This is a genomic window from Sphingosinicella xenopeptidilytica (assembly GCF_042676985.1).
Taxonomy (GTDB): domain Bacteria; phylum Pseudomonadota; class Alphaproteobacteria; order Sphingomonadales; family Sphingomonadaceae; genus Sphingosinicella; species Sphingosinicella xenopeptidilytica.
In genome coordinates this window covers 1-17,895 of sequence record NZ_JBHTIK010000015.1, presented here as the reverse complement: position 1 = coordinate 17,895, position 17,895 = coordinate 1, and the positions used below count along the sequence as shown (strand labels likewise).

Annotated in this window: 19 protein-coding genes and 1 riboswitch; of the genes, 11 read left to right on the top strand and 8 right to left on the bottom strand. The window is 63.2% G+C overall.

The genetic code is table 11. The annotated features are described in order from the left end of the window. Positions 1-29 precede the first annotated feature (29 nt). Positions 30-602: a hypothetical protein gene (locus ACFQ00_RS16820; RefSeq protein WP_381493509.1), complete on the bottom strand. Its 573-nt coding sequence runs from the start codon at positions 600-602 to the stop codon at positions 30-32. A gap of 83 nt (positions 603-685) precedes the next feature. Here ACFQ00_RS16820 and ACFQ00_RS16815 point away from each other — a divergent pair, with 83 nt between their 5' ends. The 3 genes from ACFQ00_RS16815 (at position 686) to ACFQ00_RS16805 (ending at position 3,482) form a co-directional block, all read left to right on the top strand. Next, positions 686-2,254, top strand: a complete 1,569-nt coding sequence (locus tag ACFQ00_RS16815) for a lysine--tRNA ligase (RefSeq protein WP_381493507.1) — start codon at positions 686-688, stop codon at positions 2,252-2,254. Between the two features lie 72 nt (positions 2,255-2,326). After that, entirely contained in the window at positions 2,327-2,788 is a 462-nt protein-coding gene (locus ACFQ00_RS16810; protein ID WP_381493504.1) for an Rrf2 family transcriptional regulator, read from the top strand. Beyond that, positions 2,778-3,482: a class I SAM-dependent methyltransferase gene (locus ACFQ00_RS16805; RefSeq protein WP_381493501.1), complete on the top strand. Its 705-nt coding sequence runs from the start codon at positions 2,778-2,780 to the stop codon at positions 3,480-3,482. The genes ACFQ00_RS16810 and ACFQ00_RS16805 overlap by 11 nt, the downstream gene beginning before the upstream one ends. Before the next feature lie 19 nt (positions 3,483-3,501). On the opposite strand, the gene ACFQ00_RS16800 is transcribed toward ACFQ00_RS16805, so the two are convergent. Further along, the gene (locus ACFQ00_RS16800; RefSeq protein ID WP_381493498.1) at positions 3,502-3,837 is read right to left on the bottom strand and encodes a winged helix-turn-helix transcriptional regulator; all 336 of its coding nucleotides are present in this window, start codon (positions 3,835-3,837) and stop codon (positions 3,502-3,504) included. A 106-nt stretch (positions 3,838-3,943) separates the two neighbouring features. Here ACFQ00_RS16800 and ACFQ00_RS16795 point away from each other — a divergent pair, with 106 nt between their 5' ends. After that, complete coding sequence (locus tag ACFQ00_RS16795) at positions 3,944-4,270, top strand: nuclear transport factor 2 family protein (protein ID WP_381493495.1); 327 nt, start codon at positions 3,944-3,946, stop codon at positions 4,268-4,270. A 9-nt stretch (positions 4,271-4,279) separates the two neighbouring features. Here ACFQ00_RS16795 and ACFQ00_RS16790 read toward each other — a convergent pair whose 3' ends face one another. From ACFQ00_RS16790 to ACFQ00_RS16780, 3 genes are all read right to left on the bottom strand, one after another. Next, positions 4,280-4,906, bottom strand: a complete 627-nt coding sequence (locus ACFQ00_RS16790; RefSeq protein WP_381493492.1) for a hypothetical protein — start codon at positions 4,904-4,906, stop codon at positions 4,280-4,282. Positions 4,907-5,208: 302 nt separating this feature from the next. Further along, on the bottom strand, positions 5,209-5,538 hold the full coding sequence (locus tag ACFQ00_RS16785; protein ID WP_381493489.1) for a hypothetical protein: 330 nt from the start codon (positions 5,536-5,538) through the stop codon (positions 5,209-5,211). Positions 5,539-5,558: 20 nt separating this feature from the next. Continuing rightward, on the bottom strand, positions 5,559-5,879 hold the full coding sequence (locus ACFQ00_RS16780; protein ID WP_381493485.1) for a hypothetical protein: 321 nt from the start codon (positions 5,877-5,879) through the stop codon (positions 5,559-5,561). 81 nt (positions 5,880-5,960) lie between these two features. Here ACFQ00_RS16780 and ACFQ00_RS16775 point away from each other — a divergent pair, with 81 nt between their 5' ends. Continuing rightward, the gene (locus tag ACFQ00_RS16775) at positions 5,961-6,458 is read left to right on the top strand and encodes a sterol desaturase family protein (protein WP_381493480.1); all 498 of its coding nucleotides are present in this window, start codon (positions 5,961-5,963) and stop codon (positions 6,456-6,458) included. Continuing rightward, complete coding sequence (locus ACFQ00_RS16770) at positions 6,455-7,708, top strand: sulfotransferase family protein (RefSeq protein WP_381493477.1); 1,254 nt, start codon at positions 6,455-6,457, stop codon at positions 7,706-7,708. The genes ACFQ00_RS16775 and ACFQ00_RS16770 overlap by 4 nt, the downstream gene beginning before the upstream one ends. Here the strand turns inward: ACFQ00_RS16770 and ACFQ00_RS16765 are convergent. Genes ACFQ00_RS16765 through crtY form a run of 3 tightly spaced genes read right to left on the bottom strand, consistent with a single transcriptional unit; the run spans position 7,614 to position 11,207 of the window. Next, positions 7,614-8,576 carry a phytoene/squalene synthase family protein gene (locus ACFQ00_RS16765; protein WP_381493474.1) on the bottom strand — a complete coding sequence of 321 codons (963 nt, stop codon included), beginning with the start codon at positions 8,574-8,576 and terminating at the stop codon, positions 7,614-7,616. The two genes, ACFQ00_RS16770 and ACFQ00_RS16765, sit on opposite strands and share 95 nt — an antisense overlap. Then, a complete protein-coding gene (locus ACFQ00_RS16760; RefSeq protein WP_381493471.1) occupies positions 8,569-10,050 on the bottom strand; it encodes a phytoene desaturase in 1,482 nt (493 codons plus the stop codon). The genes ACFQ00_RS16765 and ACFQ00_RS16760 overlap by 8 nt, the downstream gene beginning before the upstream one ends. A gap of 8 nt (positions 10,051-10,058) precedes the next feature. After that, positions 10,059-11,207, bottom strand: coding sequence for a lycopene beta-cyclase CrtY (crtY, locus tag ACFQ00_RS16755; protein WP_381493468.1), 1,149 nt, complete (start codon positions 11,205-11,207; stop codon positions 10,059-10,061). Between the two features lie 112 nt (positions 11,208-11,319). On the opposite strand from crtY, the gene ACFQ00_RS16750 reads away from it, so the two are divergent. The 5 genes from ACFQ00_RS16750 to ACFQ00_RS16730 form a co-directional block, all read left to right on the top strand. After that, entirely contained in the window at positions 11,320-12,093 is a 774-nt protein-coding gene (locus ACFQ00_RS16750; RefSeq protein WP_381495241.1) for a sterol desaturase family protein, read from the top strand. Continuing rightward, the gene (locus tag ACFQ00_RS16745; RefSeq protein WP_381493465.1) at positions 12,005-12,436 is read left to right on the top strand and encodes a DUF2141 domain-containing protein; all 432 of its coding nucleotides are present in this window, start codon (positions 12,005-12,007) and stop codon (positions 12,434-12,436) included. The genes ACFQ00_RS16750 and ACFQ00_RS16745 overlap by 89 nt, the downstream gene beginning before the upstream one ends. Positions 12,437-12,461: 25 nt before the next feature. Continuing rightward, positions 12,462-13,979, top strand: coding sequence for a lipopolysaccharide biosynthesis protein (locus tag ACFQ00_RS16740; RefSeq protein ID WP_381493462.1), 1,518 nt, complete (start codon positions 12,462-12,464; stop codon positions 13,977-13,979). A gap of 35 nt (positions 13,980-14,014) precedes the next feature. After that, positions 14,015-14,129: riboswitch (TPP riboswitch) on the top strand. Between the two features lie 62 nt (positions 14,130-14,191). Next, entirely contained in the window at positions 14,192-16,051 is a 1,860-nt protein-coding gene (gene thiC, locus ACFQ00_RS16735) for a phosphomethylpyrimidine synthase ThiC (protein WP_381493459.1), read from the top strand. A 112-nt stretch (positions 16,052-16,163) separates the two neighbouring features. Next, on the top strand, positions 16,164-17,895 hold a 1,732-nt coding region (locus tag ACFQ00_RS16730; protein WP_381493456.1), incomplete at its 3' end, for an ATP-binding protein.

Here is a 17,895-nt window from a genome sequence, read left to right as displayed (position 1 = left end):
CAGCGGGTGTTGCCGGCGCAAGCAAAACCTCAAGCCGGCGTCATCGTCTCGCGCAGCCGGGAGACCAGCGCCTCGACACGCGCTACGTCCGGAACGCTCTCGAAAACGAAGGTGTCCGTGGTGCGATTGCCTTCGCTGTCGCGGTGGCTGCCGGTTTCGATGGAGAGCGTGCCGTGACCGCTCTCCCGCTGCCGCCGCGTTACCGGCCCGATCGACGAAGCCTCGACGCTGCGCACCTTGAGGCTGCGACCCGCGATGAGTTCCACAAGGCGGCGGTCCGTAACACCATAAATCGTGCGGTGTGCCGTTCGTCTTGCCGAAAACGGCGCGGCCATCATGGCGAGGCCGATCACCACGAACGGCAGCCCGAACAGTACCATCACGAGGCCCATCAGCGCCGGTGCGCCGGTGAAAGCCATGCGGATCGCGATCCCCTCCCAGAACAGGGAAAATGCGCTCCACGGCACCGCGAAGAGGTAGAAACCGAAGGGTTTCAACATCGCGCGCCGCGCATCGGGTTGGCCGGACCAAAGCAAGCGTTCGCCGAGGCGCATTTCGCGCGCCAGCAGGGCCGGAAGCGATACGGATGGCGCCGAGTTCATGCAGCACGCGCTAGCACGCGCAGGCTTGCCGCCGCGTAAACGGTTGCACGCGTCCGCCGCTGCCGCTAGCGCCTGTCCCCGCTATGACAGATGACCTTCGCGCTGCCGCCCTTGTTTCCAAAGCCTGGCCCTATGAGGAAGCCCGGAAGGTGCTGGCGCGTCTGAAAGGCGGCCTGCCCGCGAAAGGCAACGTCCTTTTCGAAACCGGCTACGGACCTTCGGGCCTGCCGCATATCGGGACGTTCAACGAGGTGCTGCGGACGACGATGGTGCGCCGCGCCTTTTGCGAAATGTCGGACGTGCCGACGCGGCTGCTTGCGTTCTCGGACGACATGGACGGGCTTCGCAAGGTGCCCGACAACGTTCCCAATCAAGCGATGCTCACTGAACACCTCGGCGAGCCGCTGTCGCGCATTCCCGACCCGTTCGGGAAGTTCGAAAGCTTCGCGCACCACAACAACGCCATGCTGCGCGCCTTCCTCGACCGCTTCGGCTTCGAGTACGAATTCGCCAGCTCGACGGAGTATTACACCTCGGGCCGGTTCGACGATCAGCTGAAGAACGTCCTCGCCAATTATCAGGCGATCATGGACATCATGCTGCCGACGCTGCGCGAGGAGCGCCGCCGGACCTATTCGCCGGTGCTGCCGATCAGCCCGGTTTCGGGCAAGGTGCTGCAGGTGCCGATCGAGGTGGTGGACGCCGCCGCGGGCCTGATCCGCTTCGAGGAAGACGGCACGACGCACGAGCATTGCATCCTTTCGGGCGGCGCCAAGCTGCAATGGAAGGTCGACTGGGCGATGCGCTGGGTGGCACTCGACGTCGATTACGAGATGTACGGCAAGGATTTGACGGATTCGGGCGTGCAATCCGGCCGCATCGCCAAGGTGATGGGCGGCCGTAAGCCGGAAGGCCTGATCTACGAGATGTTCCTCGACGAGAAGGGTGAGAAGATTTCGAAGTCAAAGGGCAACGGACTCGCGCTTGAGGACTGGCTGACCTACGGTCCCGGCGAAAGTGTCGCCTTCTACGCCTACCGCGAACCGAAGAGCGCCAAGCAGCTGCATATCGGCGTGATCCCGCGCGCTGTGGACGAGTATTTCCAGTTCCGCGCCAACTATGCCGAGCAGCCGATCGACAAGAAGCTCGGCAACCCCGTGCACCACATCCACGGCGGCAAGGTGCCGGACGCGCCGATGCCGGTGACGTTCGGGCTGCTGCTCAATCTCGTGGGCGTGATGGGTGCGGACGCGGACCGCGCACAGGTGTGGGCGTACCTTGGCAATTACGTGCCGGGTGCGAGCGCGGAGGCGTACCCGGAGGTCGACAAGCTGATCGGCCATGCGCTGGCGTACAACCGCGATTTCGTCGCGCCGACGCTGAAGCGTCGCAAGCCCGACGCGCGCGAGACGACTGCGCTGCGCGATCTCGACGCGCGGCTCGCGGCACTGCCGGAGGGCGCGGAGGCCGAAGCGATCCAGAACGAGGTCTACGCGGTCGGCAAGGAAGGCGGCTTCGAGAACCTTCGCGACTGGTTCGCGGCGCTTTACGAGACGCTGCTCGGTTCGAGCCAGGGGCCGCGCATGGGCAGTTTCATCGCGCTCTACGGCATCGCCAACACGCGGCGCCTGATCGCCGAGGCGCTCGCCTGAACACCACATCGTTGCACAGGGCGTCCGCGAGCGCCCTTGCGCTTTGCCCTATCACGCACTAATTGAAGTTACATGAAACGCGACAGCCGCCTTTCGGGCGTGCTTCATGTGCTGCTGCACATGGCCGAGCACGAAGGCCCGATGACATCCGAAACGCTCGCCAAGGCGATGCAGACGAACCCGGTAGTGATCCGGCGCGTGATGGCCGGGCTTCGCGAAGCGGGCTACGTGCGCTCCGAAAAGGGGCACGGCGGCGGCTGGACGCTCGCCTGCGATCTCCGCGCCGTCACCCTGCGCGACATCTACGATGCGCTCGGCCACCCTTCCCTGCTGGCGATGGGCAACCGCACCGAAGCTCCCGGCTGCCTCGTCGAGCAGGCGGTGAATGCCGCGCTGAGCGATGCCTTTCGTGATGCCGAGGCCTTGCTGCTGGCGCGCTTCGAAACCGTCACGCTCGCCGCGCTCAGCGCCGATTTCCATGCCCGGATGAAACAGCGCGGGCCCCTTCCAGAGGATCACGATCATGGCGACTAAGGCAGACGACGGCGCGCAGCAGTTCATGAAGGCCTTTTTGGACCCGGTCTCCGTGGCGCGCTACGCCGAGGGGCCGCCGCGCTTCGTGCCCGGTTTCGACGCCCTGCACCGCATGACCTCGGTGCTGCTCGACGAGCACGCCCCTTCCGACGCGCGCGTTCTCGTCCTCGGCGCGGGTGGCGGGCTTGAATTGAAAGCCCTCGCCACCGCCCATCCCGGCTGGACATTCGTGGGCGTCGACCCTGCGGCCGAAATGCTGCGACAGGCTGAACGCACGCTCGGCCCGCTGATGGCGCGTGTCGAGCTTATCGAAGGTTATATCGACGATGCGCCCGCCGGGCCGTTTGACGCGGCCACGTGCCTGCTCACGCTGCATTTCCTTGGCACTGCCGAACGCGAACGCACCGTCCGGGCGATCCACGCGCGCCTGAAGCCGGGCGCGCCGTTCGTCGCGGCGCACGGCAGCTATCCGCAGGACGCATCGCGCGACCTCTGGCTTTCGCGCTACGCCGGCTTTGCGGTCGCATCCGGCGCGGATCCGGAACAGGCCGAGATGGCAAGGAGCGCGGTCGCGACCGCCGTCAACATGATGAGCCCGGAAGACGACCTCTCGATCCTGCGCGCGGCCGGCTTTGCCGATGCCGAGCCCTTCTTCGCGGCCTTCACGTGGCGCGGCTGGATCGGCCACGCCTGACGCGCCGGGCTTCGCGCCTTCAATCCGATACCGTTTGTGCCATGGCTTCGCGCTGGCCCGCCCAGGTGAGCAGGGCATCGAGCGCGGGGCACAGCGCCTGACCCCAATCGGTGAGGCAATATTCCACCTTGGGCGGCACCTGATGATGAACGATCCGGCGCACGACCCCGTCCTTCTCCATCTGGCGGAGTTGCTGGATCAGCATTTTCTGCGAAATCGCCGGGATCGCCCGTTCCAGATCGGAGAAGCGCAGCACCTTGCCGCCGAACAGATGGAACAGGATCACGAGTTTCCAGCGCCCCTCCAGTATCCGAAGCACCTGCTCGACACCATCTGCAGCCGAAACCGGCGTCAAATGGCTATTCTTACCTTCGGGTAAGCTCCTTACGTTTTCGTGCGTTCTTGTCATTCCAGAAGGCTAGACCCACGCTCTGCGCCGATCAATTAGCCGGAGACCTCCCATGCCCCTCGACCTGCCGAAGCCCATTGCCGCATATTTCACAGCCGACAGGGCAGACGGCGAAGCCATCGCCCGCTGTTTCACCGAGGATGCCGTGGTGAAAGACGAGGGCCGAACCTATGTGGGGCGTGCCGCCATCGCCGCGTGGAAGAGCGAGGCCTCGACCAAGTACACCTACACGAGCGAGCCGATCGCGCTCGAAAACGCCGGTGACACGACCATCGTGACCAGCCACCTCGTCGGCGACTTTCCCGGGAGTCCGATCGACCTCCGCTTCATCTTCACGATCGCCGGGGATCGGATTGCATCGCTCGAAATCAAGGCGTGAGGATGCCGCCTACTGCGAAACCGCCGCTACCTGCTGGTTCTGCTGCCAGTCCCGAAGTTCCGCCTGGAACGCCTCTATGCGGCGGAAATGGTCCTGGAAATCCTGCTCGATGTCGGCGAGCGCACCGAGCGACCAGGCTTCGAGATCCTTTGAAGCCATGGCGTTCGCGGCCGTGAGATAGCGCGCCGTCTTCGCGCAGAACGCGCCCTTCACGGGCGGATAGGCATAGTGATTGTAGAGCTTCGTCATCCGGCTATCGCGGAGGCGCAGGCCGGCGCTGCCGTGCTCGCGGCGATATTTGGCGTCGATCGCCTTGTTGGCGTTCGCAAGTACGGTCTTGTGGAGCTTCAGGAAGCGATTGTAGCCGTCGCGCGGCGCGGTGTTCGCGCTCGTCACGCAGCTGAGCGCCGCGACGTTGAGCGCGGAGCGGACGTTGAACAGCGTCTCCAGCGGCCCGAGGCCAATGTTCGGCGTCAGGAAACGGCCGTCGCTGTCCTTCGCGGGCAGTTCATAGGCGGGATCGATCCCGGCAGGCGGTTGCGGTGGGCGCGAGACCTGCGGCGGCGGCGGCGGAGCCTTGACGGGTGGCGGTGGTGCAGGCGGCGCAGCGCAGGCCGCAACGCCGAGCGCCAGCATAAACACCATCCCTCTCAGACGCATACGTCCCCCCGCCCCTTTGCTCTGCCGGATTCATCTCATGGTGCGTTTCCCACTGTCCAGCGCCCGCGCGACGAAACGAGTCTGCGACACGTCATATGCCCGTCACACGCGCGTAACCTCGATCTGGTTAAGCCTCGCGCATCGAAACCGGGGACTGAAGACGATGGAACGCGGACCCTGCGCCTACAAGATCCTGATGTTCTGGGCCTGCCGAGCCCAAAAGCCGCCGCGCATGAGCTGGCGCCGGCGCCTGTCGGACGCGGTGTCGTTCCGACTCGCTAGAGCGTAGCGCCCGCCAAGCGCTCGCTGCCGAGGAGCGCGCAGCCCATGCCGGCGCGCATCAGCGTGGACATGAGGCGCGTGTCGCCCAGCCTCGCCAGCTTGTCGCCGATCTCGCCGACGGTCATGTCGCGCCATTCGTCCTGCGTACGCATCGTGTCGCCCGCGACCTCCGCGATCAGCAGCCAGTCCCGCTCCTGAAGCTTGCCGGCGAGCTCACGCGCCACGCACGCCGATTCCTGTTTGCCGAAGCCGCGCGAGAGCAGCGTGCTCTCGATCTGGGCATTCGACGGGTTGCACGCCGCGAGCAGGCCCAGGGCCGGGAGCACGACGAGGGCGCGCCGCATCGTCAGGCGCCCATCAGCGCGCAGCCGAGCCCGGCGCGTGTCACCACCTCGACGATCTCGGGATCGCCGATCGCCTGAAAACGCTTCTGGATCTCGCGCAGGCTCATCTGCTCGACCTCGCGCCGGTCGACGCCCTTGGCGAAGCGCGCAAGGCGCTTCAGCTGCGCCGTCGAGAGCCGGTCGACCATCTGGTCCGCCATGCAGCCCGCCACGGGCCGCGACACGCCCGCGCTCGTCAGGCTGCGCTCGATGCGGTTTTCATAGCTCGCGGCGCAGCCCGCGAGGAGCGCGGCGGCGGTAACGACAATCAGCACTGGCTTCATGAATTCGGTCTCCGGTGTACGCGGCCTTCATCGCCCGATCCGCCTTAACCCAAGCTGACCCCGGTGCTATAGCTCGGCGCCATGAGTATCTGGACCGGCATCCTCGTTGCGCTCGCCGCGACGCTCGCCATGGAAGGCGTCGCCTATGTGGCGCACCGCTGGGTGATGCACGGCTTTCTCTGGTCGCTGCACAAATCGCACCACGAGCTGCGAACGGGCCTTTTCGAGAAGAACGACTGGTTCGCCTTCATGTTCGCTTTGCCCTCGATCGCGTGCATCTACCTCGGCGTCGAGGCAGGCTGGCATCCGGCGTGGATGTGGGTCGGCATTGGCATTGCGGGCTACGGCGCCATTTATTTCGGCTTTCATGACGTCATCGTCCACCGCCGCATCGCGCACGGATATGTGCCGAAAAGCGCGTACATGAAGCGCATCGTGCAGGCGCACCGGTTGCACCATGTGGTGAACAGCAAGCACGGCACCGTGTCGTTCGGCTTCCTGTGGGCGCCGCCCGTGCGCGCGCTCAAGGCCGAGCTGGAACGCAGCGGTGGCGATATCCGGGTGCCGACGGGCGCGTGAACCCGCCGCCGCGGCCTGCCGCGCTCCGCGTCGCCGAGCGCCTGCTGCCGAAGCTGTGGTCGGCGGGCGTGCTGCCGCCGCCCGATCTCGACGAAAACCGGCTATTCCGCCAGGCGCGCCGCGCTGCGAAGCTGGACGATTTCGGACCGGATGACGGCTGGCGCGACAATCTCTCGGTGTTGCTCGGGGCGCTTCGCGACGCGCCGATGAACGCGATCGGCCGCACCATCGCGCACGGCAGCATCCTGAAGGTTCTGACGGACCGCCTGCGCGCAGAGGCGCTGTTCGCCGCGCATCCCGATATCCGTGCACGGCCGCTCGCGCCGCCGCTCGTCATCTGCGGCCAGATGCGCTCCGGCACCACGCGACTGCAGCGCCTGCTCGCCTGCGACGACCGCTTCGCGCACCTCCGCCTTTATGAAACGCTGAGCCCGGTGCCGCCGCTGCGCGCAGGGCGTGATCCGCGTATCCGCTGGGCGGGCTTCGGCGTGCGCTTCCTCAATTGGGCGAACCCCGGCAATGCGGCCGCGCACCCCACGGGACCGATGGAGCCCGACGAAGAGACCGGGCTTCTGGAGCATAGTTTCTGGGGCGCGCAGATCGAGGCGCAGCGCCGTATCCCGGCGTTCGCGCGTCACTGCGAGACCGCCGATGCCCTCCCCGCCTACCGCCGCTTCGCCGACCTTCTGCGCCTTTCCGGGTGGTTCCGCCGTGACGATCCGAAACTGCCATGGCTTCTGAAGTCGCCGCAGTATCTACAAGACCTGCCTGCACTTTCCGAAGTTTTTCCGAGCGTACGCTTCATCTTCGTGACGCGCGAGGCGGACGCGCTTGTCGCATCGGGCTGCTCGCTCGTCTGGAACCAGATGGTCGTGCAGTCGGACGCCGTCGACGCGGTGTGGATCGGCCGCGAATGGCTGCACAAGACTGCGCTCCGGCAGGCGCGCGCCGAAGGGTTTCGGGCGACGCTGCCGGACGCGCGCGCCTTCGCGCTCGACTTCGCCGATATGGAGCAGGACTGGCGCGAAAGCATCCGCCGCCTCTACGACTGGCTCGACTTGCCACTCGGGGCCGGGCTGACGGGGCGGATGGACGCGTATATGGCGCGCGAACGCCGCCATATCGGGCACCGCTATGAACTCGCCGACTTCGGCCTTACGCGCGAGGCGGTGACGTCAGCGTTGGCGGCGTCCAGTCCGGCGTATCGCCCTTCTTCCACAGCGGCGGACGCGGCGGCAACGGTGTCGTAAGGCGCGGCGTCAGGAAGGCGCTGACGACGAAACGCAGCTTTTCGGCGATCGACGTACCTTGCCGATGATCCCACGCCGCGGGGCCCGCCGCGCGCACCTTCGCGCCGATCGCGGCATAGATGTCTGCGGCGGAAAGCACCGCCCGGCCTGAACGCCGCGGCAGACGCCGCGCGCCCTCGCGCGCCGACGCATAATAGGCATCCGCAAGATCGAGCAACCGCCGGATGATGCCGACGAGCGCGCCGCGATGCTCGGGCCGCACATGATCGCCCGGCGGGATACCCGCATCGGCAAGCCAGTCTTCCGGGAGGTAGCAGCGCCCGAGCGCCGCATCATCGAACACGTCGCGCGCGATGTTGGTGAGTTGGAAGGCGATGCCGAGATCAGCGGCGCGGTGCAGGAGATCACGGTTTTCAGGCGCAATGCCCATCACCACCGCCATCATCTCGCCGACGACACCCGCGACGTGGTGGCAATAATCGAGCGTATCTTCGATATGCCGGAAGCGACGTTCGTGGACGTCCATCGCATAGCCAGCGAGGTGCGCGAGCGGATAAGCTCGCGGCATTCGCGTTTCGTGCGCGACCGTAGAAAGTGCACCGAATGCATTGATATCGCTTTGCTCTGCCGCGACCGCTGCGCGCGTGCGCTCCGTCAGTTCAGCAAGGCGCAACGCCGCAGGCGCGCTTTCCGCCACGCGGCCCTGCCCGCCCTCCTGCCCGTCGATCACATCATCGCAGTGACGGCACCAGGCGTAGAGCAGCCACGCCCGGCGGCGGGTCGCCGGATCGAACAGCCTGGAGGCAAGCGCGAAGCTGCGTGAGCCACGTGCGATACTGCGCTGCGCCCAGCGGGTCAGCTCACCCATCGGAAAGATCGGCCAGCATCAGCCGTGCCGTCGCCTTCGCAGACCCGACAACGCCCGGGATGCCGGCGCCGGGATGCGTGCCCGCGCCGACGAAATAGAGGTTCGAGATGACGTCGTCGCGGTTGTGCACGCGAAACCATGCACTTTGCCAGAGGACGGGTTCGAGACTGAACGCCGAGCCGAGATGCGCGTTCAGTTCGGTTTTGAAGTCAGCGGGGGTAAACCAACGTTTTACCTCGATATTCTTGAGAAGACCGGGGAGCAGATGCGCATCGAGAAATTTCAGGATGCGCTCCGCGTACTGAGGGGCGATGCTTTCCCAATCCCCGTCGTATTTGCCAAGATGCGGCACCGGCGACAACACGTAGAAACTGCTGCATCCCGGCGGCGAGAGGCTGGGATCGGATGCCGTCGGATGATGAAGGTAGAGCGAGAAATCGTCGGCGAGACGTCCGCCACCGTAAATCTCGTCAAGCAGCGCCTTGTATCGCGGCCCGAACAGGATGTTGTGGTGTGGAACCTCCGGCCATGTTCCCTTTGCACCGAAATAGACCACGAACAGAGACGGCGAAAACCGCTTACGCTTCAATGACCTTGCCGCCGTATGTCCGCGCGGGGTCGCACCAAGCAGGTCGGCGTAGGTGTGCACGATGTCGCCGTTCGAGGCAATGGCATCAAAGGTGTAGCGCGCTTCGCCTGCCACGAGGCCCGTCACCTGGTTTCCGTTGGTTTCGATCGCCGTCACCGGCGTCCCCAGCTTCACCGTGCCGCCCAGATCCTCGAACAACCGCACAAGGCCGCGCACCAGCGCGTGTGTGCCGCCGCGCGGAAACCACACACCCCACTTCTTCTCCAGCGCATGAATAAGCGCGTATATCGAGCTGGTATTAAAAGGATTTCCACCAACAAGAAGCGTGTGGAAGCTGAACGCTTCGCGCAGCTTCGGGTGGCGGATATGGCTTGCCACGACCGAATACACCGAACGCCACGCACCGTAGCGCATGAGCTGCGGCGCAGCGGCGAGCATCGATCGGAAATCCAGAAACGCCTCGTGGCCGAGCTTCTCGTAGCCTTCGCGGAACACGCCTTCGGAGTAGGCGAAGAAGCGCCGGTAACCCTCGACATCTTCGGGCGAAAGTGCGGCGATTTCAGCGGACAGCCGCGTCTCGTCTCCCGTGTAGTCGAACGTCGTGCCGTCCGGCCAATGCAGGCGGTAGAACGGCTCGACCGACATCAGGTCGACATAATCGGCAAGGCGGCGCCCCGAGAGCGCGAATAACTCTTCGAGGCAGGTGGGATCGGTGACAACGGTGGGGCCAGCATCGAACGTATAGCCCGCTTCCTCGTAGACATAGGCGCGGCCGCCCGGCTTCTCGCGCGCTTCGAACAGCGTGACGTCATGCCCGGCGGATTGCAGACGCACCGCAAGCGCAAGGCCGCCGAAGCCGCTTCCAATGACCGCAATTTTCGCCATGGCCGCGCCTAGTCCACTCCAAGCATCACCGCAAGCGCGCGCCCGAGCGGGACAGGCGGGCGGCCCGCGAGGATGCGCAGCTTGTCGGCGCGCGTCGAGTTGCCGGCATAGAACCGCGCGACGAGTGCTTCCGGCATCCGGTAGAAATGCTGGAGCACGCGGTAGCGCGCGGGCGGATCGGCCGCGCGGAACAACATGCGTGCGAGCATCCGGTAGTAACGGCGCCCGTGCCACGTGCGTGTCGCGTGCGAACGCACGGCATTGTAGACGAGATCGGGATCGAAACGCGGCAGATCGGCGAGGAGATCGGCGGTGCGCACCGCATCGGGGAAGCTGTAGCCGGTCAGCGGATGGAAAAGCCCCGCCCGCATCCCGATACGCGCGACGCCCGGCGTGCCCGCATCCCAAAGCGTCTCGATGTTGCCGCCAAGCGCCAGCGGCAGCACGCCCTGCTCGCTCCTGACGACGCCGTGGGGGCCGAGCCCAGCGCTGAGCGCCCAGTCCCCGATGCGCGCCTTCACCGTTTCCACGTCGAGATCGGGGCTGTCGCTGTAGTACGTGTCCTCGATGAGCAGGCGACGCTCGTCCCACGGCAGCACGTAGACGAAGCGGTAGCCTTCCGCCTGATCGACGGTGGCGTCCATGATGAGCGGTGCTTCCATGCCGTGCGGGCGCAGCGTTTCGATCTCGAGGCCGACGAACTTCTGCCACGCAAGCTCCAGCGCCGTCGTCGGCGCATGGCCGCGCCCGTCGATGACGACGCGCGCACCCAGCCGCTCGCCCGATTCAAGCGTCACGCCGGTCGCATCGAGGCTACGGACCTTGCGGCCGAAGAGCAGGTGATCGGCGGGCATGGCGGCGCGAACGGCAGCATCGAGGTTCGCCGAGCGTGCGCTCGCATAACCATGGTGCAGCGTGCGACTGAACGCCGGAAAGCGAACATCGTAGCGTGGCCAGCGCGCGGCGTAGAGCGGCGCGGTCCATTCGCGCTGCGCCGGGGTCACGTCGCTGTCGAAGGAAGACCAGACGTGGTCGCCGCCGATCCGGCTTTCAGCCTCGACGATCGCGACGCGAAGCTCCGGCCGCCGCGTGGCAAGCCTCAGCCCCGCAAGCCCCGATGCCAGGCCCCCGCCCACCAGGATCAGGTCGAAATCCATGCCCCGACAGGTGTAGCGGGTCGGCGCACAAATGCCACCGGATTTGCATGACCGCCGCCCGCGCGGCTGATAGAAGGCGCGCGTGGCCGAAGCCGTGCTCACCATCGCCGCGATGATCCTGATCGTCGCCGTCCGCTACTTGGCGGTTTCGGGCGCGTTCGCGTGGATTTCGGGACGGGTGCGGCCCGGCATCTATGCGGGTGCGCAAATGGCGCGGCAGATCCGCGGCGAGATCGGCTGGTCGCTAACCGCCGCGGCGATCTATGCGATACCCGCGGGCTTTGCGCTTCACCTGTGGCAGACGCGCGGCTGGACGCGCATCTACACCGATCCCACCGCCCATGGCTGGTGGTGGCTCCCGGCGAGCGTACTTGCCTACCTCCTCGTCCACGACACGTATTTTTACTGGACACACCGCTGGATGCACGCGCCCCGCCTATTCGCGCGCATCCACAAGGTGCACCACGACAGCCGCCCGCCGACGGCGTGGGCCGCGATGAGCTTCCACCCATGGGAGTCGCTGATCGGCGCGGCACTGATCCCGGCACTCACGTTCATCATCCCCATTCATGTCGCGGCGCTCGGCCTCGTGTTGACGGTGATGACCTTTTTCGGCGTCACCAACCACATGGGCTGGGAGCTGTTTCCGCGCGCGCTGGTTAAGGGGCCGTTCGGGAAACTGGTGATAACCGCGTCGCACCATCACCGGCACCATCAGGATTATCGCTGCAACTACGGGCTCTATTTCCGGCACTGGGACAGGCTTTGCCGGACGGATAAGGGCCTTGGAGATTTCGATGCTGAAACGCGTGCTCATTATGGCGGCGTGCCTGCCGCTTCTCGGCGCGGCGCCGCCGCCACAGGCTTCTCTGCACCTGACGTTTGAAGGCCTGCGCTCGCAAAAGGGCACCATCCGCCTGTGCTTGTGGCGCGACGCATCGGGCTACCCGGACTGCACGCGCGGCACCGGCGCCACAAAGGAAAGCGTGACCGCATCGAACCCGACCCTCGACATCACGGGGCTTCCGCCGGGCGAATACGCGGTCTCCGCGATCCATGACGAGAACGACAACAGGAAGCTCGACAAGAGCTTCATCGGAATGCCGACGGAGGGCGTCGCCTTTTCGAACAACGCGAAGATCGCCTTCGGCCCGCCGAAGTTCGAGAAGGTCCGCTTCCATGTGGAGGGCGAGACGACGCAGACGATGCGTATGCGTTATTTCCTTTGAAACCCATACGCCTTAACGGACGCGCATGAAGTTCGAACGCAGCGAAGAGAACATCGGCAACCGCGTCTTCAAGGGCGCGCTGTTTGTGGCGGGGGGGCGTTTCGTGCTGCGCCTCTTTTCGCTCGTCAACCTCGTGGTCCTCGGCCGTTTGCTGGCGCCCGAGGATTATGGCGTCGCGAGCCTCGCCATTGTCGTTATCGGCTTTATGCAGGTGCTGTCGGACATGCGTGTCAACAGCGCGCTCATCGCGATGCGCGAGATCGACGAGCGGCACATCGACACGGGCTTCACCATCAACATGCTGCGCGGGCTTCTGATAGCGGCGCTGCTGTTCATCTTCGCCGGCCCCATCGCGGACTACATGAACGAACCGAAGCTCGAAGACGTGCTTCGCGTGATCTCCGTGGTGCTCATCTTCGACGGTGCCCGAAACCCCGCCTTCACGATGTATCAACGGAACATCGACTTTTCGAAGGAGTTCCGCCGCCGCGTCGCCGCCACGATTCTGGGCTCGATCGCAGCGATCGTCTTTGCAGTCCTCACCAAGAGCTATTGGGCGATCGTGGCAGGCACATTGTTTGGACGCTTTACCGAAGCGGCGTTCAGCTATTGGAAGATCCCCTACAAGCCGCGCATCAGTTTCCGCGAGTGGAAGGTCTTCGTCAGCTTCGGCGGCTGGCTGACGCTTTCGGGCATCCTCTCCTACTTCACGCAGACGATCCCGCAGCTGCTCATCGGCAAATATCTCGGCGCATCGCCCCTCGGCTACTTCACGATCGGACGGGACGTCGCGCAGGTGGCAACGCGCGAGCTAACGGGGCCGCTCGTGGTTGCCATCACGCCCGGTCTTTCGGCGATCGCCCACAACACGCAGCGCCTGAGAACGGCCTATCGCAAGGCGCAGGCGGTGATTCTGGGCATCGCGATGCCGATCGGCGTCGGCACCGCGCTGATGGCCAAGGAACTGATCGCGGTACTCGTGGGCGCGAAGTGGCTGCCTGCGACCGACGTCATCGTCTGGCTTGGACCGACGCTCGCCTTCACCATGATCGCCTCCGCGACAGACGGACTCGCCATGGCCAAGATGGCGACACGCGCGATGTTCAACCGCGCCTTGTTCGTGGCTGTGGTTTCGACGCCGGTTTTCGGCCTCGCGATCTGGCAAGGCGACATGATTACGGTTGTGTACGCACTTGTCTTCCGGATGTTCCTGCAGACCGCCGTCAACATGTACTTCGCCAAGACGCTGATCGGAGATTCGTTCTTCTCCCCCTTCACATCCAGCTGGCGCAGCCTGATAGCCGCTGCCGCCATGGCTGCGATCGTCAGCGCCGTACCCGCGTCGTTTACGCCGAGCGACCCGGAATATGTCGTGCTCCTCGAAATGATGCCGCGCGTCCTTCTCGGCGCGGCGGTTTACGTCCTCGCGCACTTTGTCCTGTGGCGGCTCGCGGGCCGTCCGGACGGGTTCGAGACGAAGATGCTGGAGGTTTCCGGCATCGCGCTCGGCAAGCTCCGCCGCTTTCGCCGCACGGCGAATTGACAGGCGACGCGGAAGCCACCAGAGTCCGCCGCAGCATTCGTTCCAAGGGGTACCCGGTGTAACGCCGGGCTGAGATCGCCGCACGAGCGGGGGAACCCTTCGAACCTGACCCGGGTCGTGCCGGCGTAGGGATCGGAACCGCAGTCGCCCAAGCTGGGTCGCTGCCACTGCCATATCCCGTCGCCTGTGCGCCCCATGACGGAGCACGACACATGGCCGACATCCCCGCACGCACCGAAATCGGCGTCACCACCGGACCCATCAGGGGCAGCCGCAAGGTGCATGTCGGCCCGCTGAAGGTCGCCATGCGCGAGATCGACCTTGAGCCCTCGTCGGGCGAGCCGAGCATCCGCGTCTACGATACCTCCGGCCCCTACACGGACCCGAACGCGCGCATCGACATCATGGCCGGGCTCCCGTCGCTCCGCCGCGACTGGATTCTCGCGCGCGGCGACGTGGAAGCCTACGACGCCCGCGAAATCCGCCCCGAAGACAACGGCCAGCTCGGGCCGGACCGCTCCGGCGGCGTGCAGCCCTTCCCCAATGTCGTGAAGCGGCCGCTGCGCGCCAAATCCGGCCTGAACGTCAGCCAGATGCACTATGCCCGCCGCGGCATCATCACGCCCGAGATGGAATATGTGGCCGAGCGCGAGAACCTCGGCCGCGCGCGCCTGAAAGAGTACGTCCGCGATGGTCAGGACTTCGGCGCAGCCATCCCCGATTACGTGACGCCAGAGTTCGTGCGAGACGAGGTCGCGCGCGGCCGCGCCATCATCCCCAACAACATCAACCACCCGGAATCAGAGCCGATGGCGATCGGCCGCAACTTCCTCGTGAAGATCAACGCCAACATCGGCAACTCGGCCGTCGCCAGCAACGTCGCGAGCGAGGTCGACAAGATGGTGTGGGCCATCCGCTGGGGCGCGGACACGGTGATGGACCTTTCGACGGGCCGCAACATCCACGACACGCGCGAATGGATCCTGCGCAACAGCCCCGTCCCCATCGGCACCGTGCCGATCTATCAGGCGCTGGAGAAGGTCGGCGGCATCGCCGAGGACCTGACGTGGGAGATCTTCCGCGACACGCTCATCGAGCAGGCCGAGCAGGGCGTCGACTATTTCACCATCCACGCGGGCGTGCGCCTGCCCTATGTGCCGCTCGCGGCAAAGCGCATGACCGGCATCGTGTCGCGCGGTGGCAGCATCATGGCGAAATGGTGCCTCGCGCATCACAAGGAAAGCTTCCTCTACGAACGCTTCGACGAGATTACCGAGATCATGAAGGCCTATGACGTTGCCTACTCCCTCGGCGACGGCCTCCGCCCCGGCAGCATCTACGACGCAAACGACGAGGCGCAGTTCGCAGAGCTCTACACGCTCGGCGAGCTCACCAAGCGCGCGTGGGCGCAAGATGTGCAGGTGATGATCGAAGGCCCGGGACACGTGCCCATGCACAAGATCAAGGAGAATATGGAAAAGCAGCTCGAAGCCTGCGGCGAGGCGCCCTTCTATACCTTGGGGCCGCTCACCACCGACATCGCGCCCGGCTACGACCATATCACCAGCGGCATCGGCGCCGCGCAGATCGGCTGGTACGGCACCGCGATGCTCTGCTACGTCACGCCAAAGGAGCATCTCGGCCTTCCCGACCGCGACGATGTGAAGGTCGGCGTCGTCACCTACAAGCTCGCCGCCCACGCCGCCGACCTTGCCAAGGGCCACCCCGCCGCGCAGGTCCGCGACGACGCGCTCAGCAAAGCCCGCTTCGAATTCCGCTGGCGCGACCAGTTCAACCTGTCGCTCGACCCCGACACCGCCGAGCAATACCATGACCAGACGCTACCGGCGGAAGGCGCCAAGTCGGCGCATTTCTGTAGCATGTGCGGCCCGAAATTCTGCTCGATGAAGATCAGCCAGGAAGTCCGCGACTTCGCGAAGCTGCAAAACCAGGAAAGCGCTGGGTTCATCGCAGCAGAAGAAGCCGAGAAGGGCATGGCGGAAATGAGCCAGGTCTATGAGGATACAGGGCGTGAGTTGTATATGGGCGCAGGTGATCGGGAGCATGATTGAAGGCAGCCCTCCAACAAGAGCGCAAATATATGCTGGCTGGCAATTTCTAGACGACCGTAAAGAACGTCGTTAATCAAGCCCAAGAATATACGCTTGGGGGGGGTGAGGAAAAATGCCAGAGCTTCGTAAGCCGGATATGGCTGCTGTTTTGGCGCGCACCAATTTAGCGCGCCATATAGGCGGTTTTCTGCTCCCCGTATTTGAAGCGGTATCGAACTCCATTCATTCCATAACGGATAAGTATTCCACAAAAAAATCGGGAATCGATGGAAAAATTACGATAAGGGTGACCGATACCACCAATATTAGCGACTTTAAAGTGTCTGTATTGGACAATGGGAATGGCTTAGATCCCAAGAATTTTGAAGCATTTTTGACCCCTTTTACAGGAAACAAGTTACGGAAAAATGGGAAAGGTTTTGGGCGATTTATAGCCTTTAAAGTATTCGAAGCTGTCGAGTATGAAAGCAAAATAGCTGAAAAGGATGTTACATTCAGATTTGATTTTAACGTATATCGAGACGAAGAGATCGAACAGCGGAGCGGTCGCCGAGAATTCCCGTTCGACGAAGGTTGCTTGGTAACATACTCGAAAGTGAAATCAGAATATCACAATGGCTGGAAGAGCATAAATGAGAAGTCTTTTCTAGACCAAATTACCCAAAACTTTCTCACCTACCTAGTTGATGGCTCAATGCCACAAACAGAGGTTATATTTAACGGAAATAGTACCGACTTGCGATCTCATTTCTTATCAGTTTTCAAACACGAAGAGACTCATGATTTCCACATTGATCTTGAGGGAGAGAAATTCCTATTTAAGCTCGACGTCTCACGTGTAGATCGCGGAGTTCCATTTAATCGCCACACAATAATTTTCTTTGCGGACAACAGGATACTTGGCCAAGGGCGCTCGATTGAAGGAAAGCTAGGCCGCGCCTATTTTGAGGACACAGACGAAAGAGAATATGTAATTATTGCTTCGGTTAGCGGAGAATATTTAGATCGTCATGCCAATAATGACAGAACATTTCTGGAGGCAAGTGAAGACAATATTAAAGAAATTATCGACGCCGCTTGCGCCTTAGTTCTGAAGACTGAAAAAGGTCAGAACGAGATTATCAAGTCCGAGCAAAAACAAGAAGTGATAGGCCTTCTCCAGAGCCATCCGCTCCTTCGGTTTGGATTAGACGGAAAAACTATCGAGCAATACGTCAAACAGAAGCCAAATAGCTGGAAACGAGAGCGATTCGTATCCGATCTAGCAGTACAACGCCTTCGCGCTGAACGCCGATGGGATGAATACGTTCAAGAAACAGTATCTGACAAGGCTTTATTTAAAGAAAGAAAAGATAAGCTTTTAGAAAAGGTCACTGATACGTATCGCGACGCCTTGAGTGAATATGTCGTTCATCGCCGCGCAGTATTAGAAGTCGCAGAGGGATTAAGGCGCTTCACGGACGAAATGAAGATGAGCGCAGAGGATGCAGTTCATCAACTGATATTCCCAAGAAATTCCGATACCACTGAAACAAAATATTATCAGCATAATCTGTGGCTTCTCGACGAGAGATTGTCGTTCGTTTCTTACGCCTCGAGCGATCGCACGCTGCATGGTGGCCGCCGTTCAGCTGGCGACAAAGTCGTGGATATTGCGTTCTACGATGAAATTTTTGTCGCCGGTGGTGACGGCACATCAGCCGTAATGATCGTCGAATTCAAAAAACCCGGCCGGAACGATTATTCTTTCGGGGCGGACGGACGAGATCCAATTAGGTTTCGTGGACAAAGCTTGACTGGAGACTCGGAGGTTGATTCAAGGCTGTCTTTTGGGAGGCGGCGTT